Below are 15,774 nucleotides of genomic sequence, written 5' to 3'. Positions count from 1 at the left end.
CAACAGGTCATTTTAAAACGTAAATTCAGTCTGTTGAATTTATGTTTTGGAATGGCAGATAAAAAGGAGTAAAGAAACAACATATGAAAAAAAATGAATATAAATCCGGTTTTGTTACCCTTATTGGAAGACCCAATGTGGGAAAATCCACATTAATGAACTATTTGATTGGTCAAAAGATTGCCATTACTTCCAATAAGCCTCAAACCACAAGAAACCGAATACAGACCGTTTATACCGCAGAACAAGGACAGATTATCTTCATTGATACCCCAGGGATACACAAAGCGAAAAATAAGCTGGGAGAATACATGGTATCTGTAGCAGAGAGAACTTTAAAAGAGGTGGATGTGATACTTTGGCTGGTTGAACCTACCACTTTTATTGGTGCTGGAGAAAAACATATAATAGATCAATTAAGCAAAGTAAAAACAACCGTTATTCTGGTCATTAATAAAGTGGATACAGTAAAGAAAGAGGAGATTTTAAAATTTATAGATGCCTATAAAGATGTTCATTCCTTTGCTGATATAGTGCCTGTATCTGCTTTAAAAGGAGATAATACGAAAGAATTGATTCAGTCTATATTCAAATATTTACCGGAAGGCCCCAGATATTTTGATGAGGATGTTATTACAGATCAACCTGAAAGACAGATTGCAGCAGAACTGGTAAGAGAAAAGGCTTTAAGACTTTTAGGCGATGAGATACCTCACGGCATTGCGGTAGCAATTGATAGAATGAAAGAAAGACCGGGTGGTGGACTTGTAGATATTGATGCCACCATTATTTGTGAAAGAGATTCCCATAAAGGAATTATCATAGGTAAAAAAGGTGAAAAATTAAAACAAATCGGAATGCAGGCAAGGCAGGAGATAGAGAACCTTCTTGATATGCGGGTGAATCTGCAACTCTGGGTAAAAGTGAAAAAAGACTGGAGAGACAGTGACTTCTTAATTAAAAACTATGGATATAACAAATCAGAACTGTAGTTTTTAATGGAACGCTTAATTATACTAATATACGTCAAAGTTCCATAGGCTAAAGGATATTAGTATTACCCCTTACGTAAAATAGGATATTGGTATATTTTTATTAGTTTAGAATAAAAATGGTTGGATAAACTATTATTAGGAACTTAAGTATTACACTTATTATTTACAGTTAGGGGGATTTTAGATGAATCAATCATATTATTGGAAAAAATTCGAAGAAACCGGATCCATTCTTGATTATTTAAACTATACGGCTTGTACTATGGAAGATGCTGCAGGCTATAGACGAAAGGATATAAAAGAAGGTGGTTGTAATGATGATGGCAACACCTATGATAGGGATGGTTTTATCAGCCATGCCAATTGGAGATTATGATAAACGTTTGGTTATTTTAACCAAGGAACGTGGAAAAATAACTGCATTTGCAAAAGGCGCTAGAAAACCAAGTAGTGCCTTTTTGGCATGTAGTCAACCTTTTTCCTTTGGAGAATTTTCTCTATATGAAGGAAGGACTTCTTACAACTTAATATCTGTCAATATATCAAATTACTTTGAAACATTAAGAAATGACATAGAAGCGGCCTATTTTGGAATTTATTTCTGTGAACTGGCGGATTATTTTACTCATGAAAATGAAGACGGGACGGAGATTTTAAAACTTTTATATCAATCCCTTCGGGCATTAACTATGGAATCTATTGGAAAAAGCCTGGTCCGATATATTTTTGAATTAAAAATTTTAGTTATCCATGGAGTGGCTCCCCAAGTATTTCAATGTGTGAAATGTGGAAAAGAAGAAGACTATTATTTCTTTAACAGTAAAGAGGGGGGGCTTATCTGTAAGGACTGCCGGCATGGAGAGATCCTTGGAAAAAACATAAGATTAAGTTCCTCTGCCATCTACACTATGCAATACATCATAACCTCTTCCATTGAAAAATTGTATACCTTTACTGTTTCAAATGAAGTATTAGAAGAACTGAAACAGTGTATGAACAGCTATAAGGAATACTACATAGACAAAAAGATGAAATCTCTAGAAATCTTGGAGAAATTATTCTGATATAAAATCTAGTTGAAATATATTAATTTTAAGGTTACAATGATAGAAAACTATTTTTAAGTCTGGATGGAGGAGCATTTTATGAAGAAGAAGATTCTTTATACAATTCTTGCCTTAGCACTTATCTTATTGGCTGGTTGTAAAAGAAAAGATATAAAGTTAAATACCAAGGATGCAGAGGTTAATACCGTTGTAATCAAAAGGGACGGGACGGTACAGGCGGCAACGGTAGAAGAATTTAGTAAAGAGTACTACAGTTTGGATGCGTTAAACAACTTTATAACAAAAGAAATCAACAAATTTAATAAATCTTTAGGATCGGAAACTGCAATTACCATAGATTCCCTGGAGATGAACGGAGAAACTGCCGTTCTTATATTAACCTATCAAAACCTGGATACTTATGGAGCGTTTAATAAGGTAGAAGCAGTTACTATGGGTCTGGATGCTCTTTCGGGCAGCAACTTAGAACTTCCCGATGTATTTGTTAAAGAAGATAACGGCTCTTATGTAAAAAAAGAGGAAGCACTAAAGAATGAAAAGTATAAAGTTGTTATGATAAATGACAGTGTAGATCTAATGGTTGAAGGAACAATTAAATATTATGCAAATTGCATATTAGTGAATTCCCGCACCATACAAACAGCACCGGAGGGTGCTTCCGTCATTGTATATAAACCATAACGTATACTATCTGTCATTCTGAGAGCTTATTTAGGTAGATTAATTTCTAAGCTCGAAGTTAGATAAATTATTGAAAGGAATGAAAGTAGTTTGAAAAAAGCAAGCTTTTTTCAAACCGGCAATTTGTGTCAGAGCACAAATCGCTTTCACTATTATAAAGGTGCTAAAGTACCAGAATCGAGGTTAAGATGGAAAAAACAATGGAGAAAATTGTTGCCTTAGCAAAGGCCAGAGGATTTGTATATCCGGGTTCAGAAATATACGGAGGATTGGCAAATACCTGGGATTACGGCAACTTAGGCGTTGAATTGAAGAACAATGTAAAAAAAGCATGGTGGAAAAAATTCATACAGGAGAATCCTTATAATGTAGGTGTTGACTGTGCAATCCTTATGAATCCCCAAACATGGGTAGCTTCCGGACATCTTGGCAGTTTCTCTGATCCTTTAATGGATTGTAAAGAATGCCATGAAAGATTCCGTGCTGATAAAATCATAGAAGATTATGCTCATGATAATAATCTTACATTAGAAGGCTCTGTGGACGCTTGGAGTCATGAAGATATGTCCAAATATATTGCTGAACATAACATACCATGCCCAACTTGTGGGAAACATAACTTTACAGATATACGTCAATTTAATCTTATGTTCAAAACCTTCCAGGGTGTTACAGAAGATGCAAAGAATGTAGTATATTTAAGGCCGGAAACAGCACAGGGTATCTTTGTTAACTTTAAAAATGTACAAAGAACCTCAAGAAAGAAAATACCATTTGGTATTGGACAAATCGGTAAATCATTTCGTAATGAAATCACACCTGGTAACTTTACATTCCGTACAAGAGAGTTCGAACAAATGGAATTAGAATTCTTCTGTGAACCGGATACGGATCTGGAATGGTTTGCATACTGGAAACAATTCTGTATTGACTGGTTGAAATCACTTGGAATGAAAGAAGAAGAAATGAGAGTCCGTGACCACGAAGCAGCAGAACTTTCTTTCTATAGTAAAGCTACTACGGATATCGAATACCTATTCCCATTTGGATGGGGTGAATTATGGGGTATTGCCGACAGAACGGATTATGACTTAACACAACATCAAAACGTATCCAAAGAAGATATGAGCTATTTTGATGATGAAAAGAAGATTAAATACGTGCCTTATGTAGTAGAGCCATCATTGGGTGCTGACCGTGTAACACTGGCATTCCTTTGCGGTGCATATGATGAAGAAGAAATTGGGGAAGGAGATGTTCGTACGGTTCTACATTTCCATCCTGCATTAGCGCCGGTTAAGATTGGTGTATTACCATTATCCAAGAAACTCTCTGAAGGGGCAGAAAAAATATATCAAGAATTATCTAAATATTATAACTGTGAATTTGATGACAGAGGTAATATTGGTAAACGTTATAGAAGACAAGATGAAATTGGTACTCCATTCTGCATTACTTATGACTTTGAATCAGTAGAAGACCAAGCCGTAACCATTCGTGACCGTGATACAATGGAACAGGAACGCATTAAAATAGCGGATTTAAAGGCTTATTTTGAACAGAAATTTGAATTTTAATATATTAAGATGATATTGTAATATTCAGTTATTGAAATTATAAGAACACCCCGGATATTTATATAAAATCTGTAAGGAGCTGTGCAAATGTGCAGTGGCATTCTCTATTCTAATGCTGTTTTGCCTGCTTTTACAGATAATCTATAAATTTTCGAGGTGTTTTTTGTATTTTGGTGAGAATTTAAACGAAATAGATAATACTAATTTTCCCTAGAAATTAGATTAAAATATTTGCAAAACTGTATATATCTAAGTTTTAGTTGAGTTTTTACATTTTTATAACTCGTTTCAGTATAAGGTAATGTTGGAACTTTTGAGTTTATAAAATCTAAGATTTAACGATATTGCAGAAAACCTGTATAATATTGATCTGACCTAAAATTTATAAAGATAAAATAACTTATGAAAAATGCCTTTAAGAGGGCATATTTACAAGGAATTTTGTCAATAGTCAATTTTATCTTTATAAAATCGATGAAAAAGATAAAAATATCTTCCCTTATTTATGTAACATGTGTTATAATGTTGGATGTCGACGATAAGTCAAACAATTAACAGATATTTTAGGAGGTAAAAAGACTAAAATGGCAAAATGGGTATATTTGTTTAAAGAAGGTAAAGCAGATATGAAAAATCTGCTTGGTGGTAAAGGAGCTAACTTAGCTGAAATGACTAATTTAGGACTTCCTATTCCACAAGGTTTTACTGTTACAACAGAAGCGTGTACAGATTATTATAACAATAATAAAACTATATCAGACGAAATTAAAGGTCAAATCTTTGATGCTTTAAGAAATCTTGAAGAACAACAAGGCAAAAAATTCGGAGATACAGAAAATCCTTTATTAGTATCTGTTCGTTCTGGTGCAAGAGCTTCTATGCCGGGTATGATGGATACTATCCTTAACTTAGGCCTAAATGATGTGGCTGTAGAAGGTTTTGCAAAGAAAACTGGTAATTCCAGATTTGCATACGATTCCTACAGAAGATTTATTCAAATGTTCTCTGACGTAGTTATGGAAATCAGTAAATCTAAATTCGAAAGAGTTTTAGATGAGATCAAAGAAAAAAAAGGTGTTCATTATGATAATGACCTTACAGCAGAAGATTTAAAAGATGTTATTGCACAATTTAAAGCATTATATAGAGAGGAAAAAGGAACCGATTTCCCTCAGGAACCAGCAGAACAATTAATCGAAGCAATAACAGCAGTATTCCGCTCATGGGATAACCCTCGTGCAATCTACTATAGAAGAATGAATGACATTCCTGGAGATTGGGGAACCGCTGTTAACGTACAAGCCATGGTATTTGGTAACATGGGTGATACATCAGGAACCGGTGTTGCATTTACACGTAACCCGTCTACTGGTGAAGCTAAGATTTATGGTGAATACTTAATCAATGCACAAGGTGAAGACGTTGTTGCAGGTATCAGAACTCCTCAGCCAATTACAAGGCTACATGAGGATATGCCGGAAGTATACGATGAATTCATGAGAATTGCAAACTTACTTGAAGAACATTACAAAGATATGCAAGACATGGAATTCACAATTGAAGATAAAAAACTTTACTTCTTACAAACTCGTAACGGTAAGAGAACAGCTGCAGCTGCTTTAAAAATCGCTTGCGATTTAGTAGATGAAGGAAAGATAACAAAAGAAGAAGCTGTTAAGAGAATTGATGCGAAATCCCTGGATCAATTACTACACCCAGCATTTGATCAGGCTGCTCTTAAAGCAGCAACACCTATCGGAAGTGCACTACCTGCATCTCCTGGTGCAGCAGCAGGTAGAGTATATTTTACTGCTGATGAAGCGAAAGAACATCATGATCAAGGCGAAAGAGTTATTCTTGTTCGTCTGGAAACTTCACCGGAAGACATTGAAGGTATGCATGCTTCAGAGGGTATTTTAACAGTACGTGGTGGTATGACTTCTCACGCAGCGGTAGTAGCTCGTGGTATGGGAACTTGCTGTGTATCCGGTTGCGGTGAAATTAAGATCAATGAAGAAGCAAAATATTTTACACTTGGCGGAGAAACAATCAAAGAAGGAGATTACATTTCCTTAGATGGTTCTACCGGTAAAATTTATGTGGGAGATCTTCCAACAGAAGAAGCTACTATCAGTGGTAACTTTGATAGACTTATGCAATGGGCTGATGAAATCAGAACATTAAAGGTTAGAACAAATGCTGATACTCCAGAAGATGCTGCTAACGCAGTTAAATTTGGTGCAGAAGGTATCGGTCTTTGCCGTACAGAGCATATGTTCTTTAATGAAGACAGAATTCCTAAGATTAGAAAGATGATTCTTTCTAAGACAGTGGAAGCAAGAGAAGCAGCTCTTGAAGAGTTAATTCCTTTCCAAAAAGGTGACTTTAAAGGTATTTACGAAGCAATGGAAGGAAGACCGGTTACAATCCGTTTCTTAGATCCACCATTACATGAATTCGTACCTACTAATGAAGAAGATATTAAAGAATTAGCAAATGATATGGGTCTTACTGTGGAAGAAGTAAAAGCTACTTGCGATTCCTTACATGAGTTCAACCCTATGATGGGACACAGAGGATGCCGTCTTGCTGTAACTTACCCAGAAATCGCTAAGATGCAGACAAGAGCTGTTATGGAAGCAGCTATTGAAGTTAAGAATGAAAAAGGATACGATATCGTTCCTGAAATCATGATTCCATTAGTTGGTGAGAAGAGAGAATTAAAATTCGTTAAAGATGTTGTTGTTGAAACAGCAGAAAAAGTAATCGCTGAATACGGTTCTGACATTAAGTACATGGTTGGTACTATGATCGAAATCCCTCGTGCATGCTTACTTGCTAACGAAATCGCAGAAGAAGCTGAATTCTTCTCCTTCGGTACAAACGACTTAACTCAGATGACATTCGGATTCTCTCGTGATGATGCTGGTAAGTTCTTAGATTCTTACTACTCTAACAAGATTTACGAGTCAGATCCATTTGCCAGACTTGACCAGGAAGGTATTGGACAACTTGTTCAAATGGCAGCTGAAAAAGGCCGTTCAACAAGCCCTAATTTAAAATTAGGTATCTGTGGAGAACATGGTGGAGATCCATCCACTATCGAATTCTGCCATAAGGTTGGTTTGAACTATGTATCCTGTTCACCATACCGTGTGCCAATTGCTAGACTTGCAGCAGCTCAGGCAGTACTCAACAATAAATAATTTCTATGTACAGAAAAGCAGTCCTTTTTGGGCTGCTTTTCGTCATGCGGCTGGGGGATAAGGATACAGACAAAGCAAATAAAATGTAAGTTATATTTTGAGAGAAGTTACACAGTTTTAACACTTGCTATATTTTAATAATCTGCTATAATATAATTATATGAAAGGCAATCGCCACAGGGTGGTTGACCAAGTTTGAATTAAAAAACCTTCCTGGACTCGGTCAAAGTACAGGGAAGGTTTTTTACATTAGCGACATATTAAATAAATGAATGTCAGTAGTGCTATAATGAACATGCCAAATTGCATTAAGTCTTTAAAATCAAACTTATTGTTCATATGCATCACCTCCATTCTATGTAGAATGAAGGCCAACCACCCTATACACGATTGCCGGCAGTTATAATAACTGCTTATACAAATTATACCATATCATAAAACAGAACACAAGTTCGAAAAGTGGATTCCATTATCGCTAAATTCAACTTGTATTTCTATGTTATCAACAACAATAATTCTTGTAGCACTTTTCTCTATTTCTCATTTTCTACTTTTTTATAAATTGTATTACCTTCTTCTTATTCTTTCGATTCCGACATATTATAGGATTTACAACTTGGACGGCCTGTTTTGGATCATTCGACTACGGAACTGAAAAAGGCCGGATGGTAAACCTTGGTTAGGATGTGCAGAAATCATAACAGCCTGGGCATGAGGGTAATGGTGCAAATTGGTTATCTTTTGATGTGGATGACATGATCCTGGTTTGTACCCACTTACCTAGTAATCTACCAGGGGGTATAAACAAGTTGAAAATTATTTTTTATTGAAATTGTATAATAAAAAAACAACTGGATTATTATGAGAATATATTATATACTTTTTTCATTATGACTAATTAATATAAAAGATTATGAATATAATTTGTTACTATAGGCTGGAGCGAAGAAATGAAAATGAATCTTGGAAGTGAAAAAATATCTAGATTGTTATGGCAACTTAGCTTTCCAGCTATTCTTGGAATGTTAAGTAGTGCAATTTTTAATATAGTAGATCGTATATATGTAGGTAAATTAAGTTCATATGCATTAACAGCAGTAGGGATTACCATGCCTATACAGATTATTCAAATGGCATTTATATTACTAATAGGTATTGGAACTTCCTCTTTGATATCCATTAAATTAGGTGAGGGGAATAATGAAGAGGCTGAAGATATTTTATATTTAGCCCTTAAATATATTATCTTATTTTTGATTAGTTTTGTTATTATATTTATGAGTTTTCTAGATCCTATTTTACGTTCCTTAGCAATTTCAAAAGAAGTATTACCTCATGCTAAAGAATATATTGTTATTATTATTGTTGGCTCAATCATAGGAATTCCCGGATACTGTTTAAATAATTCATTACGTTCTATTGGCCAATCCAAGATCTCAATGAAAATTATTGTGATAACATCAATAATCAATATTATATTAGATCCTATCTTTATATTTGGATTAAAATTAGGAATCGCAGGAGCAGCAATAGCAACGGTGATATCTCAAACAACATTAACTATTTATGTGATTTATGTATTTTCTAAAAGAGCGGATTTTATCATTCACCTTAAAATAAGAAAAGTGAAAAATGAAGCTAAGTTGATTAAAGAAAGCTTAAAGATGGGGTTACCTTCTTTTTACGTACAAATTTTAGCAGCTGTAGTTAATTTTTATATAAATAATAATTTGCTTAAATTTGGTACTGACTTAGATATTGCTGCTGTAACTATCATGTCTAGTATATATAGTTTTTACCATATGGTAATTGTAGGGATCGTTCAAGGTAACAACTCAATCTGCGGTTATAATTGGGGAGCAAAACTATATGCTAGGGTTAGAAGATCGCTAGAATTAGCACTTTTCTATTCGTTTTTATTATCCTTTCTTTTGTACTTAGTAGTCTTATTATATCCTCAATTATTGGTAAGCATGTTCACAGATGATATACTGTTAATACAATTGACTTCTGCTGGAATAAAATTTTATCTAAGCATGCTTCCTCTAATTGGACTACAAACAATTAGTTCGCAATATTTTCAGGTTGTTGGAAAAGTCAAGCGTAGTAGTGTTTTAGCGTTTTTAAGATATGGTATTATTATTATTCCATCAATTTTAATACTAGCACCAAATCTTGGGGTAAAGGGGATTTATATAAGCAATGCATTATCTGATGGTATTGCATCTATTATTGCCATTGTATATATCGTGGTAGAGATTATAAAATTAAAAAGATTAGAATGTATAGAGACTTCCTTGTAAAGATGAGAGCAGCAGTATTTCAAATAAGGATATGCTGATAACGTTGGTAGAAGTTTTTGAAATATCTAAACAAGCAATGCAAGATTTTATTTGGTAAATACCAAGAAGAATCATAGGAGAGGAGTATAGGTATGAAAACAGCAAAGAAAACAGCAAAGAAAACAGGAACAACAGCAGTGGTTATCTTATTTCTAGTAATAGTTTCCTTAATTATTTGGAGGAATGAACTCGCTACTTTTTTTTCGGCAGGAAATTATAATGATGTTGATAATATGGTGGAAACTATAATGGATAAATCAGCTACTCCAGGGGTAGCCATGGTAATATCAAAGGGTGGTAAGATTGATTATAAATACTACGGATATGGGGATGTGAAAAATCAAAAGAAAGTTACTGAAGAATCTTTGTTTGAATTGGGCTCAACAACAAAGGCGTTTACGGCTTTGGCTATCATTTTATTGGAAGATGAGGGATATATAACAGGTTCAGACCCTGTATCGGATTATTTACCCTGGTTCGCGCCTGCTTATAACGGTGAACAGGCAGATATAACCATTGACCAGTTGCTGGCACATACCAGCGGTATTCCCTCATGGAGTGTTCAGCTGATTCCGGAAGGAACTTCAGATGATATGCTTGAAAAAACCATACGGAATATATCAGCAATTACATTGGATACATATCCCGGTACAAAACATAGTTATGCAACTATTAATTATGATATATTAGCTCTTATTATTGAAGAGGTTACGGGACAAAAATATCAGGATTTTGTAACAGATAATATACTGCTTCCCTTAGGAATGACAGAGAGTTATTTCTCTACCGGTCAGGAAGAGGTATCTGATAAACTTACCAAAGGTTATAAATTATTCTTTGGAAAAAGCTTAGAATATAAAGCTCCCAGATATTATGGTAATATTGCAGCAGGATATCTGGTTACTAATATTAAGGATTTAGGGCTTTGGATGAATGCTCAATTGGGACTTGGTAACATACCGGATAATCTTAGAAGTGCTATAAACAAATCCCACCATGTAGACAGAGAAATTGCCGGTTATATAAACGAAGATAAGTATTATTCTTATGGATGGAGTAATGATATAGAGAATAAAGTTATTAAACATGGCGGAAGTAATCCCAATTATTCTTCTCAGGCTATTATAGATTTAGAAAAACAGGAAGCTGTATTTGTTCTGGCAAATTTAGATTCCAGTGCACCTTCTCAAATTGCCAACAATACATATAGAAATCTAAATAATATACAGATGATTAAATTTAGTTATGATGATTCTTATATATTACTGGATATTATATTCTCCCTCTTATCTATAATAGCGATGGTGGGCTTTGGTAGAAGGGTTTTTATTAAAGGGAAAAGGAAGGTGATTAAAAATGAAGATACTAATCCCAGGAATATAATCGGAATCGCCATTGGACTTGTATTAAGAATAATTTTATTGGTATTTATAATAATCTGGCCTTATTTAATCAACTATAATTATTATTTAATCAGGGTATGGATGTCTAATGCAATATTTGTATGGGAAGTCCTTACGATTATTAACTGTATTTTGTCTATAGCTATGAAGATTAGAAGGATAGGAGCAATAAGAACCAGGAACATTTCAATCCCCGGCAAATAGGTTTATAAATGTTGTGCTTAACTCAAAGCTATATTCAATACTTTATCTGTACTTCATTACTGAGCATAAAACCTAGGGAAACTCCATTGACAGTGGCATATACCGGCATTACAATATTAATAAACGGATACTGATGAAAAGAGGTGTTTCACGGTGGATGATGATAGAAAATACGGGGTGACCATACAGGCACTGCGAAGGGTACCATATTATTTGCAACAACTTAAAATACTGCAAAAAAATAATGTAGAAACCGTTTCAGCACCCAAAATTGCAGAACTACTTTATCTCAATGAGGTCCAGGTACGTAAGGATTTTGCGTCAGTCAGTTTATCGAAGGGAAAGCCAAAAGCCGGGTTTTCTGTCTCTGAATTGATTACGAATATGGAGAAACTTCTTGGATATGATAATACAGAGGAAGCTGTTCTGGTTGGTGCAGGTTCACTGGCCCATGCCTTGCTGGCATATGAGGAGCTGAAAACCTATGGAATAAAAATAGTGGCCGCTTTTGATAATAATGCTGCTTATATTGGTATGGAAATCAATGGTACCAAGGTTCTTCCCGCAGAGAAAGTCAGCGATTTGTGCCGCCGTATGAAGGTGCATATCGGTATTATTACCGTTCCGGCAGCTCAGGCCCAAATTGTATGTGACCAGTTGGTAGCCGGAGGAGTGCTTGCTATTTGGAATTTTGCCCCGGTTCATCTATCCGTACCGGATCATATTCTTGTACAAAATGAAAATCTAGCGGCGTCACTTGCAGTATTATCCAAGCATCTTAAGAAAACAATTGATAAAATATAGTTTTCTTGAGCACATACTGTTAGCTGGAAAGTAGGAAACCAAATGAATACAAAACATTTAAAATACGTAATAGAAGTAGAAAGAACCTGCTCCATATCCCAGGCTGCAGAAAATCTTTTTATGGGGCAGCCAACTCTAAGTAAAATCATTAAAGAATTAGAAGATTCTCTTGGGTATGCTATCTTTGAACGAACTTCCAGAGGAGTAAGTCCAACCCAAAAAGGGCAGGAATTTTTAATATATGCCAGGAACATACTTCAACAGATAGAAAAGATGGAAGCACTTTCTGAAACTGCTAATAGCAATATCCAAAATTTCAGTATATCCATACCAAGGGCTTGCTATATTACAGACGCTATTGTAAAGTTTATAGCAGACCTGGACGAAAGCAGGGGAATAAACGTAAATGTTCAGGAGACCAATTCATTTCAGGTAATTAACAATATTACCGATGGATCTTTCCGTCTGGGAATTATCCGCTATCAAATCGAATATGAAAATTATTTTTTTGATTACTTAATGGAAAAACAGTTACAGTATGAAATACTGTGGGAATTTGAACATCTTGCACTTATGTCAACAAATCATCCCTTAGCCCAGTGTGATAAAATAGACTATGAAGAACTTAGAGAATTTACTGAGATATCTTATGGGGAGACGATTATTCCCTATCTGATGCAAAGTAATAACAGCCGGATAAATAATAATGGAAAAACTTCAAAACATATTTATATCTATAACTGGTCCAGTCAGTATGATATTCTAAGCACCATTCCTACAACCTATATGTGGGGCTCTCCCATATCGGAGAAATGGTTAACCAAATACAATCTTATGCAGCGAAGATGCAAAGCCTCCGGTCACAGATACAAAGATGTGTTTATATATTCTAAGGACTATAAACTTTCTGCACTTGAATATAAATTTATAGATAAATTATCAGAAGCAAAAAATGAGGTGGCCTTTAAAGAATATAGATAAAATCAGAAAACAGTTATAACAGACAGTAAATTATGATACAGTTTATTGCTTACTATAATTTTTTTCTGCCATGCCCATAATGGAATATGAATATTCCATTGTGGGCATGGATTGTATTCTGTGACAAATTTTTATCAATCTAATTTCAACAATTATGAATATATACAATCAAAACCTTCATATATTTTAACGAATAATATCTAAAAATCTAAAATAATATACTAACAATTAATATATCGATAATGGAATATCGATAAATCAATTTTGCATTTTACATTTAAGAAAAAGATTGTTAAAATATAAACAAAGCAATTACATATAACTGCATACTGTAACAATAAAGGAAACAGCGTGTAAACATGGTATAATTAAGGAGGAAAATAGTATGTTAAGATTTACAATACCCAGAGATGTCTATCATGGTAAAGGATCTATCGAAGCTTTAAAGACTTTAACCGGAACAAAAGCAATCGTTGTTGTTGGTGGCGGAAGTATGAAACGTTTCGGCTTTTTAGATAAAGTTGTTGAATATCTGAAAGAAGCAGGAATGGAAGTTAAGTTGTTTGAGGGGGTAGAACCGGATCCTTCCGTTGAAACAGTTATGAAGGGTGCAGAAGCAATGCGTGAATTCCAACCGGATTGGATTGTATCAATTGGCGGCGGTTCACCTATTGATGCTGCAAAGGCAATGTGGGCTTTCTATGAATATCCTGAGACAACCTTTGAAGATCTTTGCATACCATTTAATTTCCCAACACTTCGTACAAAGGCAAAATTTTGTGCTATTCCTTCTACTTCCGGTACAGCAACCGAAGTTACGGCATTTTCTGTAATAACAGATTATGCAAAGGGTATCAAATATCCTCTGGCTGATTTTAATATAACACCGGATGTTGCAATTGTAGATCCGGATTTGGCGGAAACAATGCCTAAGAAACTTACAGCACATACCGGAATGGATGCAATGACACATGCTATTGAAGCATATGTTTCTACATTAAACAGTGATTATACCGATCCATTGGCACTTCATGCCATTAAAATGGTAAGCGAATATTTGGTAAAATCTTATAACGGCGATATGGAAGCCCGTGCTAAAATGCATAATGCACAATGTCTTGCAGGTATGGCATTCTCTAATGCACTACTTGGTATTGTACATTCTATGGCACATAAAACCGGTGCTGCTTACAGTGGCGGACATATTGTACATGGCTGTGCCAATGCTATGTATCTTCCGAAGGTTATTAAATATAATTCCAAAGATGAAACTGCAGCAAAACGTTATGGCCAGATAGCATCTTTCCTGGGATTGGAACCTAGTGCAGATGCATTAATTAAACACATCAATGGAATGAATAAAGAATTAGATATTCCTTCTTGTATAAAGGATTACGAAGGGGGAATCATTGATGAGAAAGAATTCCTTGAAAAACTTCCTAAGGTAGCAGAGCTGGCTGTAGGTGATGCATGTACCGGTTCTAATCCAAGAGCAATCACCCCTGAGGTAATGGAAAAATTATTATATACCTGCTATTACGATACGGAAGTAGATTTCTAAATAACTTCTGTAATATCTCACAATACTGACATGTTATAGATAAAAATAAGAAGCTTTTGCAAAATAGTTGAACAATCAGCTATCAAGCAAAAGCTTCTTATTTTTTATTCTTAAAAAGAGGATAATATAGATTTTAAACATAATCAGCTAAAGGGCTTTTTAAAGTCCTAATTGCATCAAGGCCTGCGCCATCACTAAGCTTATACGGCGCTAGTAGAAATTTCTTCTAACCTTTTGAAATCCGTGATGCTATATCCATCATCTTTTTTCAGGATTCCATCATCACAGAATTTTTTTATAACAAATAATATATGACGATAGCTGGTATTCATATATTCGGATACATCCGTATGGGATATATAGTACCTTCCATCCTGCTGGTAGTTTAGTATGAAGGAGGCAAGCCTTCTTTCAAGTGAATAATTCATATATTCACTCATTCGATAACTTCTAACCATCAGTTTATTAGAGATATAGGAAGCAAAGTAAAAAGAGGCTTCTGCATCTTTTTTACAGATATTCTTTAACTCTTCTAAATCAAACTCCAGGCAGACTGCATCCTCTACAACTTTATTTTCTTTGATAAAGTTTTCATTACAGAATAAAGAAAGCTCTCCAAGCCAATCAGATTTCCCCACAAAATCAAGGATTGACCGTCGGCCATTTTCATGATCAATATAGATTTTTACCATTCCGGAAAGGATTAGATAGCAATGAGAGATTTTTTCACTGGTCTTAAAAATATTCTTCCCCTTAATAAAACGCCTCTCGGCTCCCAGAACCATCAAGCTTTCAGGTATTTCGCATATATGGTTTTTCATCATTTTTACACCACTGCCCGGCCACAAAATTAAGTTAAAAGAATTACATTGTGGCACTCCTTTTATAATTAATTTTCTTTCAACATTTATTCCTCAATATGATAATTCTCATAGTTGGTTTTCGAATTTTTA

At 34.7% G+C, this 15,774-nt stretch carries 12 protein-coding genes; 11 read left to right on the top strand and 1 reads right to left on the bottom strand.

What is annotated here, in order from left to right:
* The first annotated feature begins 83 nt into the window (after positions 1–83).
* The 11 genes from era to BM183_RS04590 all read left to right on the top strand — a co-directional run bounded on the left by era (position 84) and on the right by BM183_RS04590 (position 14,821).
* Positions 84–992, top strand: coding sequence for a GTPase Era (gene era, locus BM183_RS04640; RefSeq protein ID WP_091684794.1), 909 nt, complete (start codon positions 84–86; stop codon positions 990–992).
* Positions 993–1,179: 187 nt separating this feature from the next.
* Positions 1,180–1,371 carry a hypothetical protein gene (locus BM183_RS04635; RefSeq protein ID WP_091684792.1) on the top strand — a complete coding sequence of 64 codons (192 nt, stop codon included), beginning with the start codon at positions 1,180–1,182 and terminating at the stop codon, positions 1,369–1,371.
* Positions 1,310–2,059, top strand: a complete 750-nt coding sequence (gene recO, locus BM183_RS04630) for a DNA repair protein RecO (RefSeq protein WP_242960851.1) — start codon at positions 1,310–1,312, stop codon at positions 2,057–2,059. The genes BM183_RS04635 and recO overlap by 62 nt, the downstream gene beginning before the upstream one ends.
* A gap of 81 nt (positions 2,060–2,140) precedes the next feature.
* Positions 2,141–2,743, top strand: coding sequence for a hypothetical protein (locus BM183_RS04625; protein ID WP_091684789.1), 603 nt, complete (start codon positions 2,141–2,143; stop codon positions 2,741–2,743).
* A 188-nt stretch (positions 2,744–2,931) separates the two neighbouring features.
* Entirely contained in the window at positions 2,932–4,320 is a 1,389-nt protein-coding gene (locus BM183_RS04620) for a glycine--tRNA ligase (protein ID WP_091684787.1), read from the top strand.
* Positions 4,321–4,904: 584 nt separating this feature from the next.
* Positions 4,905–7,526 carry a pyruvate, phosphate dikinase gene (gene ppdK, locus BM183_RS04615; RefSeq protein ID WP_091684786.1) on the top strand — a complete coding sequence of 874 codons (2,622 nt, stop codon included), beginning with the start codon at positions 4,905–4,907 and terminating at the stop codon, positions 7,524–7,526.
* 950 nt (positions 7,527–8,476) lie between these two features.
* Positions 8,477–9,829 (top strand): MATE family efflux transporter, encoded by a 1,353-nt coding sequence (locus BM183_RS04610; protein ID WP_091684784.1) that lies wholly within the window; start codon positions 8,477–8,479, stop codon positions 9,827–9,829.
* Positions 9,830–9,960: 131 nt separating this feature from the next.
* Positions 9,961–11,475: a serine hydrolase domain-containing protein gene (locus BM183_RS04605; protein WP_091684782.1), complete on the top strand. Its 1,515-nt coding sequence runs from the start codon at positions 9,961–9,963 to the stop codon at positions 11,473–11,475.
* Between the two features lie 153 nt (positions 11,476–11,628).
* A complete protein-coding gene (locus tag BM183_RS04600) occupies positions 11,629–12,279 on the top strand; it encodes a redox-sensing transcriptional repressor Rex (protein WP_091684780.1) in 651 nt (216 codons plus the stop codon).
* A gap of 42 nt (positions 12,280–12,321) precedes the next feature.
* Positions 12,322–13,260, top strand: a complete 939-nt coding sequence (locus tag BM183_RS04595) for a LysR family transcriptional regulator (protein WP_091684778.1) — start codon at positions 12,322–12,324, stop codon at positions 13,258–13,260.
* Between the two features lie 385 nt (positions 13,261–13,645).
* Positions 13,646–14,821 carry an iron-containing alcohol dehydrogenase gene (locus BM183_RS04590; protein WP_091684776.1) on the top strand — a complete coding sequence of 392 codons (1,176 nt, stop codon included), beginning with the start codon at positions 13,646–13,648 and terminating at the stop codon, positions 14,819–14,821.
* A 200-nt stretch (positions 14,822–15,021) separates the two neighbouring features.
* Here BM183_RS04590 and BM183_RS04585 read toward each other — a convergent pair whose 3' ends face one another.
* Positions 15,022–15,645: a cyclic nucleotide-binding domain-containing protein gene (locus tag BM183_RS04585; RefSeq protein ID WP_091684856.1), complete on the bottom strand. Its 624-nt coding sequence runs from the start codon at positions 15,643–15,645 to the stop codon at positions 15,022–15,024.
* Positions 15,646–15,774: the final 129 nt, after the last annotated feature.

Source organism: Anaerocolumna aminovalerica, assembly GCF_900115365.1.
In the GTDB taxonomy this organism is placed as follows: domain Bacteria; phylum Bacillota; class Clostridia; order Lachnospirales; family Lachnospiraceae; genus Anaerocolumna; species Anaerocolumna aminovalerica.
Note: the sequence above shows the minus strand (reverse complement) of the source record. Positions and strands in the feature narration are given on the sequence as shown.

Coding starts and splice junctions, on each gene's coding strand:
- era (WP_091684794.1), top strand. CDS start 84: ATGAAAAAAAATGAATATAAATCCGGTTTTGTTACCCTTATTGGAAGA.
- BM183_RS04635 (WP_091684792.1), top strand. CDS start 1,180: ATGAATCAATCATATTATTGGAAAAAATTCGAAGAAACCGGATCCATT.
- recO (WP_242960851.1), top strand. CDS start 1,310: ATGATGATGGCAACACCTATGATAGGGATGGTTTTATCAGCCATGCCA.
- BM183_RS04625 (WP_091684789.1), top strand. CDS start 2,141: ATGAAGAAGAAGATTCTTTATACAATTCTTGCCTTAGCACTTATCTTA.
- BM183_RS04620 (WP_091684787.1), top strand. CDS start 2,932: ATGGAAAAAACAATGGAGAAAATTGTTGCCTTAGCAAAGGCCAGAGGA.
- ppdK (WP_091684786.1), top strand. CDS start 4,905: ATGGCAAAATGGGTATATTTGTTTAAAGAAGGTAAAGCAGATATGAAA.
- BM183_RS04610 (WP_091684784.1), top strand. CDS start 8,477: ATGAAAATGAATCTTGGAAGTGAAAAAATATCTAGATTGTTATGGCAA.
- BM183_RS04605 (WP_091684782.1), top strand. CDS start 9,961: ATGAAAACAGCAAAGAAAACAGCAAAGAAAACAGGAACAACAGCAGTG.
- BM183_RS04595 (WP_091684778.1), top strand. CDS start 12,322: ATGAATACAAAACATTTAAAATACGTAATAGAAGTAGAAAGAACCTGC.
- BM183_RS04590 (WP_091684776.1), top strand. CDS start 13,646: ATGTTAAGATTTACAATACCCAGAGATGTCTATCATGGTAAAGGATCT.
- BM183_RS04585 (WP_091684856.1), bottom strand. CDS start 15,645: ATGATGAAAAACCATATATGCGAAATACCTGAAAGCTTGATGGTTCTG.